We start from the raw sequence: 21,474 nt of genomic DNA on the forward strand, positions 1-21,474 counted from the left end.
GGGAGGAAGGTGGGGGCAGTCTAAGGGGGTGGGGCGGTGGGTCTTCGGGTGGGCAGATCGGTCAGAACAGGCGTCCTAGTAGGCCAATCTCTTCTTAGTCCCTTATACCCTAGACCTTAAACCGCCCCAAACGTCAACCTAATTCAGAGGCCGAACCGCATTCAGCTCAGCGGGCAATTCTTCGGCATACAGGTCGTGCCAGGTCTGGCCGTCAAAGGTCAGCTCGGATTCTATAAACGCCTGCGCCAACGGGTCAGCATCGGTCAGGGCGTCCACCGGAATATCGAGGCGCACGGCAATCGGCACAGGCAGAGTTTCCACTTCGTTGAGGTCAGGGTATTCGTCGGCAAAGATTTCCAGCAGCAGATTCTCTGTCCAGTCGGCCCAGCGTTCGGGGTGACCTGCGCCCGTGGCCTGCACCAGATCGGCGCGAATACGGTCGGCCTGGTCGGCAGGCACATCATCTTCTTCCCACTCCACACGGCCATCGGCAAACACGGTGACGGTCACGGTGTCTACATCCAAAAACTGGCTCAGTTCGGGGGGCAACGAGTCGCCTAGCGGCGCGGCTTCGGGGTCGTAGGTAATCCACTCTTCGCCGTCGGGCGAGTAGCCGGAGCCTGCGGGGTCTATGTGCAGCTCCAGTCCCCCCACTTGGGCAAAAGGCGTGCCCAATGGCGAAAGCAGCAGTGCAGGCTCGCGCAGTTCGAAGAGGCTGCGCTTCAACACGGGCGCGGTAGCTTTGTCTTCATCCACCTGTTCGGCATGCAGATCGCCCCACTCCTCAGGCGTCTGGCCGTGCCACTCGGAGGCCAGTTCTTCCAATGCTTCCAGCCATTCGCCGGGCGGCTCAGGGTCAATGGTCACGCGGCCTTCAGGAGCCTGCTCAATTCGGAAGGTAGCCACCACTTTGCCCTGTCCCCCCGCCGCCGGATGCTGCATCAGAAATTCCAGCGCCCGGCGGGGATCGGTGTTGGCCGGGAAGGATTCCCAGCGCACGCCGTCGGCAGAATGCGTGTGCTGGCGCAGGTGCAGGACGCCGCCCTCGACAGGAAGATGGGTGTAAGTGTTGGCATCTTCGGGCACCGTCGTTCCGAGCGCCAGTTCGCCTACAAAACGGCGGTGCGGCGGCACAGCAATAGACTGCACATCCTCGGCGGTTTCCAGCAGGCGGTCAGGACGGCCCGCCATCACGAACGAGGTGCGGTAAGAACTGTCCCATAGCGGCCCCGTAGGCTGGGTTTCGCGCAGGGCGTCCACGATCAGCACTTGCAGCGCGGCTTCCTGTGGCCCCTGGTTCAGGGTCACGTTGCCGCTGGTATCCATATCGGCCTCGAAAGGATGCACAGTGGGCATCAGGCCCAGTTGTTTACGGCGTCTAGCGTCTCCCATATCAGTTCGCCTCCACGCTCAGTCTGCCGCGTTGCTGCCGTCGGCGTTGTAGGCGCGGGGGTCGGCAATGAATCCGGCCACAGCGCTGGCGGCAACGGTGGCGGGACTCGCCAGATAGATCTGCGCGGTGGGGTCGCCCATTCGGCCTACAAAGTTGCGGTTGGTCGAGCTGATGCACACGTCGTCTGGCCCCAGAACGCCGGAATGCATGCCGAGGCAAGCGCCGCAACTGGGGTAGCTGACGCTCGCGCCTGCATCCACGAAGATTTCCATCAGCCCTTCCTGCGCGGCCTGTTTCCAGATGGCCTGCGTGGCGGGCACCACGATCATCTGCACGCCGTCAGCCACCTTGCGGCCCTTCAGAATGCGGGCCACGTCGCGCAGGTCGCCAATGCGCCCGTTGGTGCAACTGCCCACGTAGGCGTGCGTCACGGCGATTTTGTCGCTGCCCGCCACACGCCCGTTGCTGGGAATATGGGGATAGGCGACGGTGGGTTCCACTTTGCTGGCGTCCACGTCGATCACGACTTTGTACTGGGCATCGGGGTCGGAGGTGTATTCGGTGTAGCTGCCGGGTTCGATGCCGCGTGCCGACAGGTAGGCGCGGGTAGTGTCATCCACGGCCACGATGCCAGTTTTGCCCCCCGCTTCAATCGCCATGTTGGTCAGCGTAAAGCGGCCTTCCATGTCCAGACGGTCAATGGTGTCGCCCACCCATTCCATCACCATGTAATTGGCGCCATCGGCCCCAATGCGCTTGATGACCTCCAGCACGATGTCTTTGGGGGTCACGCCGGGCTGAATCTCTCCGGTCACGCGGATCAGCATGGTTTCGGGAATCTTGAACCAGACGCGGCCCGCGTAGATGGCCCCGGCCAGGTCGGTGCTGCCCACGCCCGTGGCGAACATGCCCAGTGCGCCCGCGTTGCAGGTATGAGAATCGCCGCTGACCAGCGTTTGCCCCGGCTTGACCAGTCCGGTGTTTTCCAGCACCACATGGGCAATGCCGCCGCGCCCCACGTCATAAAAATGCTCGATGCCCTTTTCCTTGACCCAGGACTTCAGCTTCTGGTACATCTTGGCGGCCTTGATATTCATGGCGGGCACGCTGTGGTCGGGAATAGCGACAATTTTGCTGGGGTCGAAGACCTTGTCCATGCCGCGTTCTTCCAGCATTCGCAGGGCCGCCGGAGTGGTGATCTCGTGGCACAGCACCCAGTCGGTGGTGCATTCGATCAGTTGCCCCGGTACGACGTGTTCGTGTCCACTGTGTGCCGCCAGAATCTTTTCCGAAATCGTCATTGCCATATCTATTCCCCCAGTTGATGGTGCTGTTTGGCCTTGCTACGTGACTTTGCCGTGTGAGTTCCCCGTGACAGAAAAGACCCCCGGAACGGTTGGGGTTCCGGGGGCTACAGGTGAACGCAGGGCCAGCGCTCAACGCCCCCAGCGAAGAAGGAGTCCCCATTGGGCAGTTCCGTTCATCGTCAGTGCGCTCGGCATGACCTGAGTGTACCGCCGCACCGGGGCTAGGGGCAAGGCAGGTGGGATAGACGGCTTGGGCACCGCCCTTCTGATCAGTCTGACGCCGTCTTAACCCTTGTGAAGATTCCTCAATCTTGCACACGCTCTGCTCATTTGAACGTTAGAATCCTAAGTGAATATGAAGATTCTTAAGAACTTGAAATTGTCGGGCGCGATGCTGGGCCTCACGGTATTGCTGACGGCCTGCCCCGGCGACGTGACTCCGGCGCCCACATTTGATCTGACGGTTGCTTTGGCTGGTGTATCGTCCGCGCCTGTAACTGTGACCAATACTGCTACCGGCGCAGAACTGTTTAAAGGCACGCTGGACGCCACCAAGACCTTTACTGGCCTCACGGCCTACGACGTACTGAAGGTGGAAGGCGGCAACGTCACCGACCACACCACACCCGCTGCCCAAACGGTGACGTTGGACGCCAGCAAAACGGTCACGCTGACCTATGCCAAGCCCACTCCCGCACCTACATATGATCTAACGGTCAATTTGAGCGGCGTGGCCAGCGCTCCTGTTACAGTGACGAATACCGCCACCAACACGGAAGTCTTTAGGGGAACGTTGGACGCGGTCAAGACCTTCGCGGGCCTTCCTGCCAACAGTGTCCTGAAAGTTGAAGGCGGCGCAGTGAACGGTTACATTACGCCCGCTGCCCAGACCGTCACGCTGGATGCCAACAAAACAGTGGACCTGACCTACACCAAGCCCGCGCCTGCACCCACTTTCGATCTGACGGTTAACCTCAGCGGCGTAGCGAGTGCACCTGTAACGCTAACCAACACGGCCACCAACACGGAAGTTTTTAAGGGAACACTCGACGCCAGCAAAACCTTTACGGGCCTTCCCGCCAATAGTGTCCTGAAAGTCGAGGGGGGCGCAGTGGCCAATTATGCCGCCCCCGCCGCCCAAACAGTGACGCTGGATGCCAGCAAATCTGTATCGCTGACCTACACGGCCCTGGCGGGTACGGCGTTGGACGCGGCAAGAGTCGTGGGCACGATTCCGGGCTGGAATGCTGGCACAGGCAAAATCGCGTTTGACCTTTTAAATGCACGGACAACTGTTGACGGCAACCCAGCTGACATTTCTGCGGGTGGCACGTTGAATGCGGTATTGCCAATGCCTGTTTCCCTTGCCTCCTTTTTGGACAGATGTACCCTCAGCGCCGGAACGACAGGGAGTGACTTTCGGTCAGAATTTGCTCGTCCCATTGCGCTCAACTCGGCAGGCAGCGTATTGGGAGAAATCACAGAGACGACAAGCACTGGAACTCTCGTAACACGGGTTTATGCTCAAACTGCCACCAGCCTTAAAGGTACGGCCTTTTGTGGCAGCGCTCGGATTGATCTTGATTTCACAGTCAATGTGGGCTGGAATGCTTTGAGCATCGTCCGAACTGAGAGCGGGGGCGCGACGATCTTTACCATCAGAAACATTCCCGGCGACGCACGAATTCAACTGGGATTTGTGGCCGAGAAACCTTCTATATTCTTAAACCCTACTGATTACAGCGAAGTCATCTTGCGGGCAGGCACCTCGGTAACGCGGCAAATTACCTTGACTCCTAGGGGGGCTGTCTCAGGAATCGTCGACCTCAGTACCAGCCTTCCGAGCGTCAAAGTTACGCCCTCAACCATCAATCTGAGTGGCACCAGTGCACTCTCAGCCCAATCTACCCAGGGGCTTGGCCTCATCCTGCAGGCAGTCAGGCCGCAGGCATTGACCACCACCGTCACTTTTAGCCTCACGGATCAGGCGACGGATTATTCCGGCCCGCTTGCATTGATCGCTTCTCAGGGGGGAACTGAACTGGGCAGAACCCAACTACCCGCCATCGTTCGTGTGCCTTCAGTCAATGTTTATGTAGCCAATGTTATGAGTGGGGTGGACGTTTATCAGGGCGGCAGCGCCTCTGTATCTGTCAATGTCAGCCCGCAAGAAGGATTTAGTGGCAATGTAACGCTCAACCTCACTGATTTGCCGATAGGAGTAACGGCCTCTCCCGTAACCGTCAGCGTCAGCGCCAATGCAACCACCACCGTAGCTATTCCTATGCAGGTTGCGGTTGACGCCCCATTGAGCACCACTCAGGTCAAAGTAACAGGCGATAAAGTTCCTGTTAACAACAATGGCATGCCCAATGTCTTCCAGTTATCGATTAAGCCTGCCCGAACTTCACTGGGCGTCTTACCCTATAAACCTCTTGCTCCGGCCACCACCGGCGTTTGGGTGATGAGTAGTTATAGCCCCTCTGGCAACAGCCAATTGGGCACCTTGCGCCGCATCACTGGTGGGCAGAGCGCAAAAGAGGTCACACTGACTGATGTTTCGGTACCCTTGTTGGCTATCCCAGGCGGAGATATCTATGCGTTAGGAACCGAATACAACAACGCCACCAGCATCTTCCGACTTAAAGATGATGGCACGGTAACCAAACTGAATACCACAAGTACCAAAGGTATGGGGAGTGGAGTCGTAGACGCTCAAGGCCGCATTTGGTACAGCCTTTTCTTCACGAACGACGCTGGCGCATTTTCGTATGGCCTTTTTCGGTGGGATCCAGCAACGGGCACACAAACTATGATTGACAGCGGTGAACAGTATTCCCGTATCAACGGCTTGGTTGCAAGTAATAGTGGGAAATATGTCCTATTACAACCTAGTTACAGTGGTACCCTCCTCCTGATCGATACGTTGACGTCAATTATCAGTCCTGTGGCCAACCCTTCAGGCAGCAGTTTTGAGAGTGCCGCAGTTTCTAATACTGGGCAAGTCTGGTATTCCAGCAATGGCCCACTCGTTAGAGTCAACAGCGATGGCACCACGACCACCTTCAATGGAACGAACAGTTCCGTATCCAAGATCGTTGGTTTTGATCAGAATAATTCAAACGTTCTTTGGGCCACCGGCTACAGCAGTGTTCTTAAAGTGGATGCAACATCAGGCACCATCAGCCAAATCCCTACAGATAGGATTACAGACGCCATCATGAACACCAATAGCGGTGTTTCGTTCCTTACTACCGGCACATATACGGGCAACGGTTACGAATCGTTCTTGACCGTCCTCCCTTAAATCTGATCTGTTTTTAGAACACGCCCCGCCTTCTCCATCGGCGGGGCGTGTTTCTTACTGGTTCCCTACTCCGCCGCCACCAACTCAAAGCCGCCCTTTTTCCCCTCTATCAATCGGGCAAACGCCACATCCGGGTCGTGCGGCGTGCAAATCAGTGCGCCTTGCTCGTACCATTGGGGCAAATACTTGCGCTTGTTGTCCAGCGTGGTCACCGGGTACAGGTCATAGCCCGTGATGTACGGATACGGCGCGTGGGCCAGCGTGGGCAGCATGTCGGCGGTATACACGAGTGTTTGCCCGCCGCTGCGGAGCACCACCGCCTGTTGCCCCAGATTATGCCCCGGCACCGGCAGCACGCTCAGGCCCGGCTGAAGCTCCTGCTCGCCGTCTACAGCGTCGAACAGGCCTGCATCCAGAATAGGCTGAAAGGTCTCAGCGATATAGCTGGCGCGGTTGCGTTCGTGGGTATGGGTGGCTTCCTGCAGTTCGGCGGACTGCACCACGTAGCGGGCATTAGGAAAAGTCGGGTCGCCCAGCAGCGTGGTGTTACGTCCAGCATGGTCAAAATGCAGGTGGGTGTTGATGACCGTGTGAATGTCGTCAGGTGTGAGGCCTACTTCCTCCAGCCCACGAAATACCGTTTCATCGCGGTCTAGGGCATAGATCGTTTCAAACTTCTCGTCGCCGCCGTCCCAGAAGCCGGTTTCGATCAGCGTATTGTGCCCGTTCAGGCGAATCAGTAGCGGATTGATTCTGAGGCGAATGCGGTTGAGGTGGTCGGCAGGGGCGCGGCGTTCCCACAGCACTTTGGGCACGTTGCCGAACATCGCGCCGCCGTCCAGCCCAAATTGGCCGTCGGTGAGGGAATATACGTCAGCTTCACCGACGCGGCGGTGTTGGAGCCAGGTGGAGGGGGCAGAACTGGGGGAAGTCATGGGTACAGGGTAAGTGGTAAGCGGGGAGTGGTGAGTGGGAAACCCAAAAAGCGCAGCCGAAGCTCTAGCCTCTCCCCTCTTTTTCCACTGACCACTCACCACTCACTACATACGGTTTTTAGGCCACTTACAGCTTTTTACACCCCTGGGCAATCTCCGCCGCCAACGCCCCCACATCTTGTCCGTCGCGCACGGCATTGATAAAGGCGCTGCCCACCACCACACCGTCGGCCTGTTGGGCCACTTGCGAGGCGGTGGCCGCATCTTTCACGCCGAAGCCCACGGCAATCGGCACATGGGCAAACTGGCGGGCGAGAGCGAGCATGGCGGGCACTTCGCCGAGTGCTGCGCCTTCGCGGGTTCCGGTGACGCCCGTGACGCTCACCGCGTACAGGAATCCGGTACAGGCTTCGGCCACCAAGCGCACGCGGGCCGGGGTGCTGGTGGGCGCGATCAGGAACGTGACCGCGAGGCCGTATTCGGCGGCCAGGGCTGCGATTTCTATGTCCTGGTCGGGTGGCAGGTCAGGCAGGATCAGGCCGTCTACGCCCGCCGCCTGTGCCAGCCGCATAAATTCACGCGGGCCGACGGCATAGATAGGATTCACGTAGGTCATGATGACAATGGGTTTGTCGTGCCGCACGCGCAAATCGGCCACCAGTTGCAGGGTGCGCCGGGTACTCGTGCCGCCGTCCAGCGCCTTCTCACTGGCCCGCTGGATGGTGGGGCCGTCTCCGAGCGGGTCGGAGTAGGGAATCCCCACTTCCAGCAGGTCGGCCCTCTGCAGCAGGGCATCAGCCACTGCGGGAAACTCGGCGGCGCTGGGGTATCCGGCGGTCATGAAGGGGATGAAAGCGGCGCGGCCCTGCGCCTGAGCCTCGGCAAAAGCGGCGTGGATGCGGGCGGGGCCACGCGCCTTGTCGGTGGTGGGAGCAGCGTTGGAAAGGGTGGGGGCACTCATGCGATGACCTCAACTTTGTGGGCATCAGCCACGTGCTGACCGTGTTTTTCGGTTTCCAACTTCTTCTCAAGATCCAATAGACGCATCACTTCCGAAACATCCTTGTCGCCGCGCCCGCTGAGATTCACCACGATGATTCCATCCGGGCCAAGTTCGCGGGCCAGTTCGACAGCGTGGTAGATGGCGTGGGCACTTTCCAGAGCAGGCAAAATTCCCTCTAAGCGGGTGAGCAGGCTCAGGGCTTCCAATGCCTGCGCGTCGGTCACAGGTACGTACTCGGCCAACCCAGTTTCGGAATAAAAGCAGTGTTCCGGCCCGATGCCGGGGTAGTCCAGCCCCGCGCTGATGGAATGCGGCGGCACGATCTGGCCTTCGTCATCGTTCAGCAGGTACATGAGGGAGCCGTGCAGCACGCCGACGCGCCCGCCTGCCACCGACGCGGCGTGCTTGCCGGTATGCACGCCCTCTCCGGCGGCCTCCGTTCCGATCAGGCGAGGGCGTTGACCTTCGGGCAGGTAGGCGTAGGGCGCGAAAATGCCGATGGCGTTGCTGCCGCCGCCTACGCAGGCCACAATCGCGTCTGGGGCCTGGCGGCCTTCTAGAGCTTCCAATTGCACTTTAGTCTCTTCCCCGATAATGCTCTGGAAATCGCGCACCATTGCCGGGTAGGGGTGGGGCCCCACCACGCTGCCCAGGATGTAAAAGGTGTCGCGGACGTTGGTGACCCAATCCCGAATAGCCTCGTTGGTGGCGTCCTTGAGGGTCTTGGTACCGCTGGTCACCTCGCGCACTTCTGCACCCAGGAGCTTCATCCGGAACACGTTCAGCTCCTGACGGCGAATGTCTTCCGCACCCATGTACACCACGCAGTCCAGCCCCAGCAGGGCGGCAGCGGTGGCACTGGCGACGCCGTGTTGCCCCGCGCCCGTCTCGGCCACCACGCGCTTTTTGCCCATTCGCACGGCCAGTAACCCCTGTGCAAGGCAGTTGTTGATCTTGTGTGCGCCGGTGTAATTAAAATCCTCGCGCTTGAGGTAGATCTTGGCCCCGCCCGCGTAATCGGTGAGGCGCTGGGCCAGATACAGCGGGCTGGGGCGGCCCACGAATTCACGCAGAAGGCGATCCAGTTCGTTCAGGAAACTGGGGTCTTTTTTGGCGTTGCGGTACGCCTCTTCCAGTTCATCCAGCGCCGGAATCAGCGTTTCGGGCACGTAGCGGCCACCGAAACGGCCAAAGCGCCCACGCGGGTCAGGCTGCGGATAATCGGGCAGCAGCAGCGTCAGATCAGAGAGCTTGAGGGTCATAGCAAAATGCTAGCCCTCCAGACCTAACGCTCGTTCGGGAAACTTAGACAACTGGTCTAGATTGGGGGTACTTGATGGGGGGGGTGAGCTACGGCAAAAGCTGATCCAGTTTAGAACGCCAGAGCATCAACAGGTCGTCCAGGCCGACTTCAGGTGGCAGAGGCTGAGGCCAGAAGCCATGGCCCAGCGAATGCGCGAGGGCGGACAGCACCCGCCCTGCATCCTCTCCCCTTTCTCGCAGGGCCATAACAGGCGGCGCACCCCCGCGCTTGGCGAGGCGCTCCCCGGCGTAATCGGTCATCAGAGGAACGTGGAGGTAACGCGGCTGGGGATACCCCAATGCCTCCTGAAGCGCGATCTGGCGCGGTGTGGCTGTCCAGAGATCCACGCCGCGCAGCACGTCGGTCACGCCCATGGCGGCGTCGTCGACTACGACCGCCAGATGGTAGGCGAATACGCCGTCGTTGCGCCGCAGCACGATGTCTCCGGCCTCGGTGGGCAAGTGCTGGCAGAGGGTCTGCCGGGTCAGAAAGTCGGTGGCGCACACGGTTTGATCCGGCACCTTCCAACGCAGGGCAGCGGGCCGCGAAGGGTCAGTGTCAGACTGTTTGCCCCGACACAGACCCGGATACACCGCCTCCGCGCCGTGTGGAGCGCCTGCACTGTCCTGAATCGCCGCCTCAATTTCGCGGCGGGTGCAGGTGCAGGAGTAGGTGTCCAACCGCGCCACTGCATCGGCGTACAAGTCCAGTCGCTCAGATTGCAGATATTCCTCATCCCAGTCGAGGCCCAGCCACGCCAAATCACGGCGGGTAGAGTCGTAGGCCCAGCCGCGTACCCGGCTCCCATCCAGATCCTCGAAACGCAGGATGTGCCGCCCCCGCTGTGTGGACGAACTTTGGGCGCGTGTATGCAGCCAAGCCAGCAGCGCGGTGCGGGCATTGCCCAAGTGCATGCCCCCCGTCGGACTTGGGGCGTAGCGGCCAACAGTCATGGGCGTCAGGGTAGCGCAGGGTGAGAGATGAGCAGAGGCCCGTGCCTGCAAATCAGGTACGTTCGCGCAGCCAGCGCAGCAGCAAATCTTCGACCAGTTCACTGACGCTTTCGCCGCCGCCGCGCTTCACTTCACGCCACACGGCCCGCACTGTTTCTTTGCGGACATACACGGCTTCGACCCGTTCGGCGGTTTCACCCTTGCGCGGCCCTGCGGGTTCGGGCACCACAGACACGGGCGCAGTTATGGCAGCAGATTTGGCCTGTTTGGGCCGTTTTGCCGCCTTCTTGTTGCCCTTATTGGCCTCTTTCAGGTAGTCGAACCGGGCCATTATTCGGCTCCGGCAAGCAGGGCAAGCGTCATAGCAACTCGCGGGAAAGCGAAACCATGTCTTCCCACGCGGTTTCGGCACGGGGGTCGCGCACATCGCGGGCCAGCGTGCCCAGTTCGGCGGCCCGCACGTAGGCGGCATATGCCCGCACCAGCGTATTGCACACAGTCGCTCCCGCCTCGCGCATATCCTCGCGGGCTTCTTCTCCAGCGCGGCCTACTGGCGGCACACGGGTCAGCACCACACGCGCTTTGCGGCTGGCGTCGGCGTCGCCCTGAAGGAAATCCATCAGTTCCAGCGTGGCTTCCAGTTCCAGGGCAGAGGTTCCGCTGGGCACCAGAATCAGGTCGGCGCGGTCTGCCAGCTGGCGCAGTTCCTTGCGTTTGGGACGGCCTTCGGTGTCTATAACCACCACATCCAGCGGGGCCAGCTTCTTGGGCTTCACATCTTCGGCCTCATACACGGCAAAGGGCAGGGCAGGCCCACCTAGCTTCGCTCCCCGCAAGGCCCAACGGGCGCTGCTGCCCACGCGGGGGTCTTCGTCTATCAGGGCCACGCTCAGCCCACGTTCGGCCAACGCTCCGGCCAGATGCACGGCCAGCGTGCTTTTGCCCACGCCGCCTTTTTCACTTGTGACGGCTAACACCTTTGGCATAGGGGTAGCGTATCAGAGGGCGTGTACGGTTGCGTCAGGCGTGGTGGGGGTCAGTGTATCCGGCTTGGAAGGTGAACCCCCGTTGCTCACGCAACGCCCTCCCTTAGTGGGGAGGACAAAAGCTTTTGGACGTTGCTCAGGCCGCCGGGAATCGATAATAGATAGATGCCCGACTCACCCTTCACCCCAGAAGACCGCCTCGCCCGATTGATGGCTGCCGAACCGTACTGGACGGCGCGGGCCATGCAGGAGCAGGGCAGCCGCTTTTACGCCGCGCTGGGGCAGGCGCTCGATGCCGCCGATCTGCGGAATCGCCGCCTGCTTTACGTCACCTGGCTGGATGAAATCTGGGACTTTTACGAACGTGGCTTGCTGTTGGAGGCGGCTGAAGCGGAATCTTTGGGAGGCGGTTCACAGGGACGCGGCGGCGAATCCGGCTGACCGATCAGGGCCAGCCACGCTTGGCGGGACACTTCCCACACGGCGCGGCGGGGCGAAGCAGGGCGAAAGTCAGGCGCACGCTTGGGCTTGACTCCCTTGCCTGCCACAGGCTGCCCGATCAGTGCCAGAACGATCTGCTCCAGTACTGTCCAGATGGCTTGTAGGGCTGCCTTCATGCGTTTAGCTTAGCTGACGATCTGGCCCAGTCTTGCCCGCTAGACTACCGCCCATGACTGCCGAGCCGAATTCTCACGACCTAGACGCTGCACCTACAAACGTTGTACCTACACACACCGCACCCAATACCCAGCCCACCATTCTGGCCGTGTTTGCCCACCCGGACGATGAGGCCTTCAGTGTAGGCGGCACCCTGACCCACTATGCCCGTAGGGGTGTACGCGTGGTACTGGCCTGTGCCACACGCGGCGAGGCGGGCAAGATCACGGTGCCGGGCATGACCGTAGACGATCTCGGCGTGCAGCGTGAGCAGGAGTTACGCCGCGCCTGCGAAGCACTGGAAATCGAGCCGCCCATCTTTCTCGATTACCACGATTCGGGCCGCTACGAGCGCACGCGCACCGATGACCCCGTTGCCATGCTGAACGTGAATCCGCTGGATGTGGAGACCAAGTTGCGGGCGCTGATTGCCGACCTTCGCCCGCAGGTGATCCTGACCTTCGACCCGCACGGCGGCTACGGCCATGTGGATCATTTGCAGATTCACCGGGCCACCAGCGCGGCGTTTTTTAGCACCGGACACCTGCCGGGCGGCGGGCCACAGCGCCTGTATTTCACGGCCCTGACCACTGCCGCTGCCGCAATGCTCTCGCGGATGGGCCAGGACCTGGATCCGCTGGTTTACGGCGTGGACGCAGGCACGGTGGCCGTGACCATGAACGTGGCCCCCTACGCCGAGAACAAAAAGGCTGCACTGGCCGCGCACGGCACGCAGATGGGCGCGGAGAGTCTGGTGGGCCGCATGACCCCCGAAGAACGCGAAGCGATGGAGGTAGGCATGTTGGGCAGCGAAAACTTCAGCATCGGCGGCACGCGCACCGGACTGCCTACCTTCCCCCTGCGCGGGCTGTTTGACGGACTGCCGGGATTTGAAGCGGTGGACGCGGAGTAAAGGCAGAACGGCTCTGAGATTCGGGCCGTGATTCGACAGATACAGATACAGAAACAAAAAGATCGGGGGCCAGTGCATTCACAGCGCATGGCCCCCGATCTTTTTAGAACGGCTAAGTTTTAAATCTGCCCCAGCAGACGGCGCACGGCGAAGCGGATTCGGCCCAGGCTGGCTACGTCGTCGAACGCGGCCAGCAAAATCTGATCGCCCACCGGAGTCAGCAGGACAGGGCCGCCGTCTACGTCGAGCAACAGATCGTTCCATTCGCCGCTGCCCTGCGTGGCTTGCAGGCTGGCAATCACGGCGCGGCCTGCGGCCACCAAGTTCAGGTCGGCGTCGGCTTCGGGGCCACGCGGCCCGGCAGCGGTCACGATTTCGCCCTGTGCATTCACCAACAGGGCGTGACGCACGCCGCGAGTTTCCATCAGGGCCTCAATCATGCGTCGTCCACCTTGGGCAAATCGGTGAGGTCGAGGGCAAGGCGGGCCAACGCTTGCTGGGCAGCTCGGGTGTCGCTGCCGCGCAACATGGCCGCGCCCAGCACGAATTCGCCGCTGGCAAGCGCCACCACTTCTACGCGCTCGCTGGTAAAGGCCAGCCGGGTCACTTCTCCAGCTCCGAGGCGGCGGCCCGTGCGGTCTAGGCTGGCCCGGAGCGAGGCGAGTTCGGCGGCGAGGGCGTCGCCTGCTTCGCCGTACATTTCGACGGGCAAGCCGTCTGGCCCGACCAAGGCGCTCGCCACGACACCGGGAATGGCGTGCAGGGGTTCAAGTTTCACAGGTGAGTCTCCAGTTTTCGGGCGGTGTCCCGGCCATACAGCCGCGCCTGCCCCAGGTTGCTGCGGCCATCGAGGGCCAGCAGCAAAAAGAAATCGGCATTGATGGGATGCAGGTACACGCTGAGGCGTTCGCCGCGCAGGTACAGTTCGCGGGTCTGGCCCCCATTGAGGGTTTGGCTGTAGGCGGCGCTGGCGGTGCGGAGGAGTCCGGCGTGTTCGGCTACCAACAAATTCAGGTCTGCGGTGGTGGCGGTGTGGCCTTCCACCAGCAGGCCGTCCAGACCGCCAATGGCCGCTGCCCACGCGCCGTCTACGTCAGCCACAAGTTGCGAGAGGTGATTCAGCATCTGCGGGCCATGATATGCCGGAAATGACCATTGGCGAGGCGAAACCTCACACGGCGGGGGGAGTGGGGGTGACAGGCAGCCCGAACACCGGACTCACGCCACTGGATAGAAAAATACGGCAAAGGCCAGAATCACGTAGACGCCCAGCAGCAGCACTCCTTCCAACCAGTTGCTTTCGCCGTCCCGTACCACCGAATTGCCGATCAGCACGGCAGCGCCGATAGCGACAAGTTCCAGTGGCGTGACCACCAGATTCATAGGTTGACCCACCAACAAGCCCAGCAGCACCAGCAGCGGGGCGACCAGAAGCGCCACCTGCACCGTACTTCCGAGGCTGATGGTCAGACTGAGATCCATCTTGTTCTTGAGGGCAAACAGTACGGCGGCAGCATGTTCGGCAGCGTTGCCAATAATCGGGATCAGGATCAATCCCACGAAGAATTCGGTGAGGCCCAGCGTGGAGGTTGCTGCCTCCAGGGTACCCACCAAAAATTCGGACATGAACGCGACTGCCACTGTTGCCCCAGCCAGAACGCCGACTGCTCTGGGAACGCTCCACAGCGGGCCTTCATGCTCGCCGTGCTCATCGGCATTGCTCAGAATATCTTTGTGCGTGCGGAGCGTAAAAAAGATGTAGCAGACGTACATGATGATCAGGACGATAGCCGTGGCTTCCGACAGATTCACGTCCAGCTGACCCACCAGATCAGGGGATACACTCCGGGCTGTCAGGTCAAAAATGGTCGGTATGCTGAGCGCGATCAGGCTGATGGTGAGCAGGCTGGCCAGCGTACCCGCCGCCTTGACGCTAAATTTCTGTTCTTTGTATTTAAGACCACCCAGCAAAATCGCCAGGCCCAACACCAGCAGGAGATTGCCGAGAATAGAGCCGATGATGCTGGCCTTGACCACTTCCAGCTTGCCCGCCTGAAGGGCGAAAAAGGCAATGATCAGTTCGGTGGCATTGCCAAAAGTGGCATTCAGCAGCCCGCCTACGGTGCTGCCCGCCCGCACCGCCAACTGCTCGGTCGCCTGACCCATGATTCCGGCCAACGGCAAGATAGCCAGCGCCGCACTGACGAAAATGAGAGTGGGATTGCCACCCGTGATCTCCAGAACAACCGCGACGGGCAGGAAAATCAATAGCAGATTGAACCACTTCATGCGGCGCAGTGTACCGGGCAGTTCAGACCAGATGCAGGGGTGTGCGGCGAGGCTAAAGATTTGCTCCGAGCAGGACAGCAGAGTTGCGCCGGAAGGCAAGCTTTTCCGGCCTCGTTCAAGCCGTGGGCCTCGTTACCAAGGCTCGTTCTGCTGCCTTTGGCCGGTGGCATCGTGCTCGTCAGCAGCACAAGATGTTCATAAAGCCACAACAAAACTGGGTTTGTCACGAGTTTCGTGTTAAGATCAATTTGTCTTTAAGCTTACGTTTCGCCGGATCAGACTGGCCCGGTCTGTCTTGCCCACAGTGCACCCAGCGAGTTGTTTTTGCTGTGCCAGTGGCGACTGTGGCGATCCCTGCTGTTCGGAAGGCCAAAGACAAAGCATGTTTTCTGTTCCCTATCGTCCCTAACTTTATCGGGAGCCTCTCTCGGCTCCGCTGGCCTCTCCCCTCATTCTCAGGAGGTTTAGTGATGCATCAACCCAAGACCCATAATTTTTCAGAACAGCGTTTCCGTACCCGTGCCGCGTGGCCCATGCTCGCGCTCGTGGGCCTGCTGTCGGCCTGCGACACCATCAAGACGCCCGACAAGACCCTCAAGCTGACCTACAGCAACCCGCTGACGATTAGCAAGGCTGACGGGAGTAAGGTAGAGTCCTGCGCCGATCCCGCCGTGATCCAGTCGCGCACACCCGGCGACACTAACTGGTATCTGTACTGCACCACCGACCCTCACAACACGGGCGACGTAGATGCACAAAACAACCTGAATTTTCACCTGATCAGCATGGCTAAATCCGCCGATCTGGTGAACTGGACATATGTGGGCGACGCTTTTGCCACCAAACCCGACTGGGTGAAAGATGACGCGGGGCTGTGGGCCCCCAACATCGAGTACCTGAACGGCAAATACTACCTGTATTACACGGCCAGCGACACCAAAGCGGGCGGCAGCGCGATTGGCGTGGCCACCAGCACTTCTCCAGTCGGCCCGTGGACAGACAGCGGTACTCCGATTGTGGAGCCGCAAGGCCCGCCCGGAGGCAACCCCAACGACCGCCGCTGGGTGTTCGATTCGGAAGTGATTACCGATGATGCAGGCCAGAACTGGATGTACTACGGCAGTTACTTCGGCGGAATTTCGGTGCGGCAACTGAGCGCCGACGGTCTGAAAACCGACGCCGCCACCCAGAAAGAAGTGGCGATAGACAACCGCTACGAGGGCGCACAGGTCGTGAAACACGGCGGCTTTTATTACCTGATGCTGTCGGCGGCCAACTGCTGCAACGGCCCCCTCACCGGCTACAGCATGTTTACCGGGCGCTCGGCGTCTCCGACTGGGCCATTTGTAGACAAGGAAGGCGTGTCACTGCTCGACCCCCGCACGGGCGGCACCCCCCTGATCAGCATGAACGGCAACCGCTGGGTCGGCCCCGGCCACAACGCCGTGTTTACCGATGCAGGCGGGCAGGACTGGACGATGTACCACGCCATAGACCTGAACAATCCTTACTTCACCCCCGGCGGCGTGAACAGGCGCCCCGTGCTGCTAGACCCGCTGGATTGGGTAGATGAATGGCCCACCGTGCGGGCGGGCAACTGGGCCTCTGACGGCGTGATGCCTGCCCCCGCTGCACAGACCGGACAGGTCAGCGCCTACAAGCCCAACCCCCCTAAACCCGATGTGCTGGGCAACACCATCAGCGCCTTCAACGACGACTTTAATGGCTCGGCTCTCGACCCCCGCTGGACCTGGGTTCGCCCACCTGCCGCCGCAGAAGCCGGACTGGAAAACGGCGTACTGCGCTTCGCCACGCAACCCGGCGACCTGTTTGAGAACAGCAACAACGCCTCGGTGCTGACCCAGAACACGCCCGCTGGCGACTACGCTGTAGAAATCAAGCTGCAAAGTGACCTGCCTGATGTCGGATGCTGCTTCAATTACGCGCAGGGCGGCCTCCTGATCTACGGCGACGACGACAACTTCATCAAGCTGGGCGTGACCTCTATCTGGAATACCCGCCAGATCGAGTTTGCCAAAGAGCAAAACCCGGTGGCCGACAAATTCCCCCGTTACGGCAACACCGTTTTGAGCGCACCGGGCCGCGAAACGTGGCTGAGAATCGTGCGGCGGGCCAGCGCCACCGCCGGAGCAGGCGAAACCTACACCGCCTATTCCAGCCGCGACGGTATGAGCTGGACAAAGGGCGGCACCTGGACGCACAAATTGGGGCAGGCCAAAATTGGACTGTTCTCTATGGGCGGCAGCGGCTTTACCAACCGCTTCGACAGCGTGCGGGTGTACAGCCTGAAGTGAGTTGAGACTGGGTTGAGCTTGTGGCCCAGATCATATACTCCCCTTTTCTCTATCCCACCCCCGGCTCAGTGCTGGGGGTCTTTTTTGCCCGTTGGCCCCCTTTGTTGCCCGCCTCCCCCTCCCCACCGCCGCCGCCTGCTAGCCTGCACCCCGTATGGCAACAGTGGCAGAACTGCGCGACAAACTCAGGCGGCCACTGCTGGCAGAGCGGGCCAGTGGGCATCAGAACAGAATTGTGGCGGGCGGTGTAGAAAAGCTGCTAGCGTCGCCGCTGGGCAACCCTTTTCCGGGTGTACGGGAGGCGCTGAAGGGCTACGGCGAGCTGGATGAAGGTGGACGCGCCGCCGCCCTGAATGCTGCCCTGAACGTCCTGGACGGACAGGACGCCGCTGCCAAAGCGCCCAGAACCCCCCGCGCCCCGGCCCGCGCCGCCGTTCCCACCGCCGCCCCCGGCGAACGCCTGCCACCCGACGCTGATCTGGCCCGACTGGACACCGGCCCCGGCGGAACGCGCAAGCTGAATTCGTTGGGCCTGCACAATCTGCGCGACGTGTTGCACGCCTATCCTCACCGCCACGAAGACCGCCGCGCCCTGCCCGACCTGTCGGAAGTGGAGGAAGGCCAGAAAGTAACGGTGGAAGGCACGGTGGTCGCCAAATCGCGCCGCAGCCCCAAACCCGGCATGCTGATTCTGGATGTGACGCTGGAAACCCCGGCGGGCGGGCGCGTGAAGGCCACTTGGTTCAATCAGCCGTGGATGGAACGCCAATTGCGCGTGGGGGCGAGGCTGGTGCTCACGGGCCGCGTCAAGAAATTTGGCCGCAGTGTGCAAATTGGCGTGGAGCATCTGGAGACGGTGGAAGACGCCAAAGGCAGCCTCAGCACCGGCCGAATCGTAGGGGTATACGACTCCAAAGACGGCATCAGTCAGGAGTTTTTACGCCGCGCCGCTTACCGGGCATTGGAAGCCGTGCCGCTGGACGATTATTTACCCGCGCACTGGCGGCAAAAGTACGGCCTCACCGACCTGTCGGACGCGCTGTGGGGCATGCACTTTCCGCACGACGAGGCGCAGTTGGCACATGGCATGAACCGTCTGCGCTTCGACGAATACCTGTTTTTAGAGTTACGCGTGCTGCTGCAAGGCGACGACGCCGTGCTACTGGGCAAGCGGTTTCAGGCCACAGGCGACGACATCCACCGCTTTGAAGGCGCCCTGCCGTTTCAATTCACGGGTGCCCAACGCCGCGTGCTGCTGGAAATTACCGACGACATGCGGAGCGAGCGCCAAATGGCAAGGCTGGTGCAGGGCGACGTGGGCAGCGGCAAAACCGCCGTGGCCGCCTGCGCCCTGTATTTGGCCGTGCGCGACGGCTATCAGGGCGCACTGATGGCCCCCACCGAAATCTTGGCGCGGCAGCATTACGCCAATTTGTCGGGCTATTTGGGGCAACTGGATGTGCGGGTGGGCCTCCTCATCGGGGCCATGACCGCCAAGCAAAAGCTGGAGATGCAAACGCGCATTGCCGAGGGTGACGTGGACGTGGTGGTGGGCACGCAAGCCCTGATTCAGGAAAACGTGCGCTTCGACAACTTAGGGCTGGCGGTGGTGGACGAAGAACACCGCTTTGGCGTGCAGCAACGGCGCAAATTGCTGGCGGGCCGCCCCGACGTGCTGGTGATGAGTGCCACGCCCATTCCGCGCAGCCTGGCGCTGACCGCTTACGGCGACCTCGAACTGAGCATTATTGACGAACTGCCGCCCGGACGCACCCCGATTGAGACCAAACTGCTGCAAGACACGCACCGCCAGCAGGCCTACGGGTTCGCCATGCGCCAGATTCGTGAGGGCAGGCAGGCCTTCGTGGTCACGGCGCTGATCGAGGAGAGCGACACGCTGGAACTGTTGGCCGCCACACAGCTTTCCGAAGACCTGAAAGTCATCCTGCCCGAAGCCCGCATAGACCTGCTGCACGGCAAAATGAGCGCCGCCGAGAAAGACCATGTGATGAACCGTTTCCGCGCCCGCGAGTTCGACATTCTAGTATCTACAACGGTGATCGAAGTCGGCGTGGATGTGCCCAACGCCACCGTGATGGTGATTGAAAACGCCGAACGCTTTGGGCTGGCCCAGCTTCACCAGTTGCGCGGGCGCGTGGGCCGGGGCAGTGCCCAGAGTTACTGCGTGCTGATTTCCGGCGAGAACAGCCGCAAAACCCGCCAACGCCTCGGCATCATCGAGAGCAGCACCGACGGCTTTGTGATCGCCGAAGCCGACCTGAAACTGCGCGGCCCCGGCGAGATTCGCGGCACCCGGCAAAGCGGCGTGCCCGACCTGCGCCTAGGCGACCTTGCCAACGATATAGAAATCATCGAGCGGGCCCGCGAGTTGGCCAAGCACATTCTGGCGCACGACCCCAAGCTGGAGCACCCGCGTCTGCAATACCTCCGCAGCGAATTGCAGAACCGAAGCCAGAGCGTAGCTTACAGAGAAGTGATTTGATTTTATAAAATTGGCTCGAATGCCCATTGGTATAATAAGCACACCTACCACGACTTTTGCTCGTAATATCTGTCAGCGTTCGTATGGGTTATTTTGTATGGATATTTTTTGTTTAAAAACGCTGGGCGTCAAGCAGATTAGATTTGATTAGTGCTGTGATTTTATACAAAGATAGAATCTTTGCCTATCGTCTGTAAATCAAATTCTACCTATAATACTTTTCAAACTATTTTGCTTTCAAGTCGTGGTTCGCAGATACATTTTATTCTAAATCAGGCAGGACATCATAATTATAATCAACTGATACAGAATTACTCCTATTTTCCATGGCCTTGGCTACAAATATATAGCCTAATATTTATTGTAAAGAATTTCCATAAACTCGGATGTGCGTAATATTTGCTGCTTTGACTGTTGATTATATGCTGTCTTCGCTTTATTAAAGTCCACCATCTATTTTCAGAAAATCCCTCGTAAATGGAGATGGAAAGCCGCTACGGTCAACTTAGCTGTCAGCCCGGCATCATAACTTTAGAAATCCCGAACTAGTTGATCTCTGTTTAACTCTTTAGTAATTGTCTCATAGTCATTCATCTGATTAAATAAGAACAGCTCAACAAAAAGTCCAATACTGCCAGGAATACCATCTGACCTGAAGGCCAGCGTGTTTCAAAGATCGTTTGTTGGCAATTTCACCGGAAGATCATATAAATATGACCGTCAAATTAGGTCTTGTTGCCCTGACCAGCGTGTCGCTGCTTGCCTCTTGCGGAGGCGGCGGCTCTACCGTGAACCCTCCATCGTCGTTCCCTAAATCCTCTCAAACCAAAAAAGGGCCGCTGCGTGCGGCCTTTTTTGGTGCCATGTTTGGACTCGAACCTGATTCGGTCTTGTGCCCCCGACGAGCAGGAGCAGCCGGAATGGTGTCCGACGATCCATAAGTTCTGACCCGAGTCGCTTTATCCCAGGACATGACCAACGTTGGCTCAATGTCCTGTTAATCCTACCTGTATGGTTTCGCGCCAAACCGTGCGGGGGTGAACCGTACTCTCAGCTCATGGCCTGCAGGCCGGACGCACCGGGTCAATCCGGAAAGTGCGCCGCGTTCCCTGCATTCGCCCTCACGCTTTAGGAGGCACTACCATGACTATGAACAACGAAACCGTGCTGGACAAACTGCAATACCTTCTGGGAACCCTACGCGACGGCGAAAGAGGCTTTGCTGATGCTGCCGAGCACGCCACCGATACCAGCCTGAAAACCCTGTTTCTGGAGCGCAGCACCCAGCGCCGCCAGCTTGCCAGCGAAGTAGAAGCCCATATCACCCGCCTGGGCGACAAGCCCCGCGAGGGCGGCAGCGTGGGCGCGGCCCTGCACCGCACCTGGCTGAACGTGCGCGACGCCGTGACCGGACGCGGGGACTACCAGGTGGTGGCCGAGTGCGAGCGCGGCGAAGACGTGGCCGTGGAAAACTATCAGGATGTGCTGAAAGAAGCCGACCTGCCCGCCGACATCCGTTCCTTTGTCGAAACGCAGTTTGCTCAGGTGAAAGCCAGCCATGACCAGATCCGCGACATGAAGCACAGCATGGAAGCGAACAAGTAAAGTTC

General features: G+C 60.1%; 18 protein-coding genes. 6 read left to right on the plus strand and 12 right to left on the minus strand.

The features are described from left to right. Window positions 1-138 precede the first annotated feature (138 nt). Window positions 139-1,392, minus strand: coding sequence for a hypothetical protein (locus M1R55_RS15205; protein ID WP_249392563.1), 1,254 nt, complete (start codon window positions 1,390-1,392; stop codon window positions 139-141). A gap of 18 nt (window positions 1,393-1,410) precedes the next feature. Then, complete coding sequence (locus M1R55_RS15210; RefSeq protein ID WP_249392564.1) at window positions 1,411-2,700, minus strand: 3-isopropylmalate dehydratase large subunit; 1,290 nt, start codon at window positions 2,698-2,700, stop codon at window positions 1,411-1,413. Window positions 2,701-3,049: 349 nt separating this feature from the next. Between M1R55_RS15210 and M1R55_RS15215 the strand changes: the two genes are divergently transcribed. Then, window positions 3,050-6,007, plus strand: coding sequence for a hypothetical protein (locus M1R55_RS15215; protein WP_249392565.1), 2,958 nt, complete (start codon window positions 3,050-3,052; stop codon window positions 6,005-6,007). A 65-nt stretch (window positions 6,008-6,072) separates the two neighbouring features. On the opposite strand, the gene M1R55_RS15220 is transcribed toward M1R55_RS15215, so the two are convergent. From M1R55_RS15220 to M1R55_RS15245, 6 genes are all read right to left on the minus strand, one after another. Next, entirely contained in the window at window positions 6,073-6,942 is an 870-nt protein-coding gene (locus tag M1R55_RS15220; protein ID WP_249392566.1) for an MBL fold metallo-hydrolase, read from the minus strand. Window positions 6,943-7,069: 127 nt separating this feature from the next. Then, window positions 7,070-7,903 (minus strand): tryptophan synthase subunit alpha, encoded by an 834-nt coding sequence (gene trpA, locus M1R55_RS15225; protein ID WP_249392567.1) that lies wholly within the window; start codon window positions 7,901-7,903, stop codon window positions 7,070-7,072. Continuing rightward, the gene (gene trpB, locus M1R55_RS15230; protein WP_249392568.1) at window positions 7,900-9,207 is read right to left on the minus strand and encodes a tryptophan synthase subunit beta; all 1,308 of its coding nucleotides are present in this window, start codon (window positions 9,205-9,207) and stop codon (window positions 7,900-7,902) included. Before trpB ends, trpA begins: the two co-directional genes overlap by 4 nt. Window positions 9,208-9,295: 88 nt before the next feature. Then, window positions 9,296-10,201: a tRNA glutamyl-Q(34) synthetase GluQRS gene (gluQRS, locus tag M1R55_RS15235; protein ID WP_249392569.1), complete on the minus strand. Its 906-nt coding sequence runs from the start codon at window positions 10,199-10,201 to the stop codon at window positions 9,296-9,298. 52 nt (window positions 10,202-10,253) lie between these two features. Continuing rightward, a complete protein-coding gene (locus M1R55_RS15240) occupies window positions 10,254-10,532 on the minus strand; it encodes a hypothetical protein (protein ID WP_249392570.1) in 279 nt (92 codons plus the stop codon). Window positions 10,533-10,560: 28 nt separating this feature from the next. Further along, on the minus strand, window positions 10,561-11,187 hold the full coding sequence (locus M1R55_RS15245; RefSeq protein ID WP_249392571.1) for a ParA family protein: 627 nt from the start codon (window positions 11,185-11,187) through the stop codon (window positions 10,561-10,563). Window positions 11,188-11,352: 165 nt separating this feature from the next. Between M1R55_RS15245 and M1R55_RS15250 the strand changes: the two genes are divergently transcribed. Together M1R55_RS15250 and M1R55_RS15255 are read left to right on the plus strand one after the other, a co-directional pair. Then, window positions 11,353-11,628, plus strand: coding sequence for a hypothetical protein (locus tag M1R55_RS15250; RefSeq protein ID WP_249392572.1), 276 nt, complete (start codon window positions 11,353-11,355; stop codon window positions 11,626-11,628). Window positions 11,629-11,857: 229 nt separating this feature from the next. After that, window positions 11,858-12,757, plus strand: a complete 900-nt coding sequence (locus tag M1R55_RS15255) for a PIG-L deacetylase family protein (protein ID WP_249392573.1) — start codon at window positions 11,858-11,860, stop codon at window positions 12,755-12,757. 119 nt (window positions 12,758-12,876) lie between these two features. Here M1R55_RS15255 and M1R55_RS15260 read toward each other — a convergent pair whose 3' ends face one another. The 4 genes from M1R55_RS15260 to cax form a co-directional block, all read right to left on the minus strand. Then, window positions 12,877-13,197 carry a roadblock/LC7 domain-containing protein gene (locus M1R55_RS15260; RefSeq protein WP_064014816.1) on the minus strand — a complete coding sequence of 107 codons (321 nt, stop codon included), beginning with the start codon at window positions 13,195-13,197 and terminating at the stop codon, window positions 12,877-12,879. Further along, window positions 13,194-13,535 (minus strand): roadblock/LC7 domain-containing protein, encoded by a 342-nt coding sequence (locus M1R55_RS15265; protein ID WP_249392574.1) that lies wholly within the window; start codon window positions 13,533-13,535, stop codon window positions 13,194-13,196. Before M1R55_RS15265 ends, M1R55_RS15260 begins: the two co-directional genes overlap by 4 nt. Continuing rightward, the gene (locus tag M1R55_RS15270; RefSeq protein WP_136367061.1) at window positions 13,532-13,882 is read right to left on the minus strand and encodes a roadblock/LC7 domain-containing protein; all 351 of its coding nucleotides are present in this window, start codon (window positions 13,880-13,882) and stop codon (window positions 13,532-13,534) included. The genes M1R55_RS15265 and M1R55_RS15270 overlap by 4 nt, the downstream gene beginning before the upstream one ends. A gap of 93 nt (window positions 13,883-13,975) precedes the next feature. Further along, a complete protein-coding gene (gene cax / locus M1R55_RS15275; protein ID WP_249392575.1) occupies window positions 13,976-15,046 on the minus strand; it encodes a calcium/proton exchanger in 1,071 nt (356 codons plus the stop codon). Window positions 15,047-15,516: 470 nt separating this feature from the next. Here cax and M1R55_RS15280 point away from each other — a divergent pair, with 470 nt between their 5' ends. From M1R55_RS15280 to M1R55_RS15290, 3 genes are all read left to right on the plus strand, one after another. Beyond that, entirely contained in the window at window positions 15,517-17,361 is a 1,845-nt protein-coding gene (locus M1R55_RS15280; RefSeq protein WP_249392576.1) for a family 43 glycosylhydrolase, read from the plus strand. A 154-nt stretch (window positions 17,362-17,515) separates the two neighbouring features. Next, window positions 17,516-19,864, plus strand: coding sequence for an ATP-dependent DNA helicase RecG (gene recG, locus M1R55_RS15285; protein ID WP_249392577.1), 2,349 nt, complete (start codon window positions 17,516-17,518; stop codon window positions 19,862-19,864). A gap of 1,143 nt (window positions 19,865-21,007) precedes the next feature. After that, window positions 21,008-21,469 carry a PA2169 family four-helix-bundle protein gene (locus tag M1R55_RS15290; RefSeq protein WP_249392578.1) on the plus strand — a complete coding sequence of 154 codons (462 nt, stop codon included), beginning with the start codon at window positions 21,008-21,010 and terminating at the stop codon, window positions 21,467-21,469. Window positions 21,470-21,474 lie beyond the last annotated feature (5 nt).

Source organism: Deinococcus sp. QL22, from assembly GCF_023370075.1.
Lineage (GTDB): Bacteria > Deinococcota > Deinococci > Deinococcales > Deinococcaceae > Deinococcus.

Coding starts and splice junctions, on each gene's coding strand:
- M1R55_RS15205 (WP_249392563.1), bottom strand. CDS start 1,392: ATGGGAGACGCTAGACGCCGTAAACAACTGGGCCTGATGCCCACTGTG.
- M1R55_RS15210 (WP_249392564.1), bottom strand. CDS start 2,700: ATGGCAATGACGATTTCGGAAAAGATTCTGGCGGCACACAGTGGACAC.
- M1R55_RS15220 (WP_249392566.1), bottom strand. CDS start 6,942: ATGACTTCCCCCAGTTCTGCCCCCTCCACCTGGCTCCAACACCGCCGC.
- trpA (WP_249392567.1), bottom strand. CDS start 7,903: ATGAGTGCCCCCACCCTTTCCAACGCTGCTCCCACCACCGACAAGGCG.
- trpB (WP_249392568.1), bottom strand. CDS start 9,207: ATGACCCTCAAGCTCTCTGATCTGACGCTGCTGCTGCCCGATTATCCG.
- gluQRS (WP_249392569.1), bottom strand. CDS start 10,201: ATGACTGTTGGCCGCTACGCCCCAAGTCCGACGGGGGGCATGCACTTG.
- M1R55_RS15240 (WP_249392570.1), bottom strand. CDS start 10,532: ATGGCCCGGTTCGACTACCTGAAAGAGGCCAATAAGGGCAACAAGAAG.
- M1R55_RS15245 (WP_249392571.1), bottom strand. CDS start 11,187: ATGCCAAAGGTGTTAGCCGTCACAAGTGAAAAAGGCGGCGTGGGCAAA.
- M1R55_RS15250 (WP_249392572.1), top strand. CDS start 11,353: ATGCCCGACTCACCCTTCACCCCAGAAGACCGCCTCGCCCGATTGATG.
- M1R55_RS15255 (WP_249392573.1), top strand. CDS start 11,858: ATGACTGCCGAGCCGAATTCTCACGACCTAGACGCTGCACCTACAAAC.
- M1R55_RS15260 (WP_064014816.1), bottom strand. CDS start 13,197: ATGATTGAGGCCCTGATGGAAACTCGCGGCGTGCGTCACGCCCTGTTG.
- M1R55_RS15270 (WP_136367061.1), bottom strand. CDS start 13,882: ATGCTGAATCACCTCTCGCAACTTGTGGCTGACGTAGACGGCGCGTGG.
- cax (WP_249392575.1), bottom strand. CDS start 15,046: ATGAAGTGGTTCAATCTGCTATTGATTTTCCTGCCCGTCGCGGTTGTT.
- M1R55_RS15280 (WP_249392576.1), top strand. CDS start 15,517: ATGCATCAACCCAAGACCCATAATTTTTCAGAACAGCGTTTCCGTACC.
- recG (WP_249392577.1), top strand. CDS start 17,516: ATGGCAACAGTGGCAGAACTGCGCGACAAACTCAGGCGGCCACTGCTG.
- M1R55_RS15290 (WP_249392578.1), top strand. CDS start 21,008: ATGACTATGAACAACGAAACCGTGCTGGACAAACTGCAATACCTTCTG.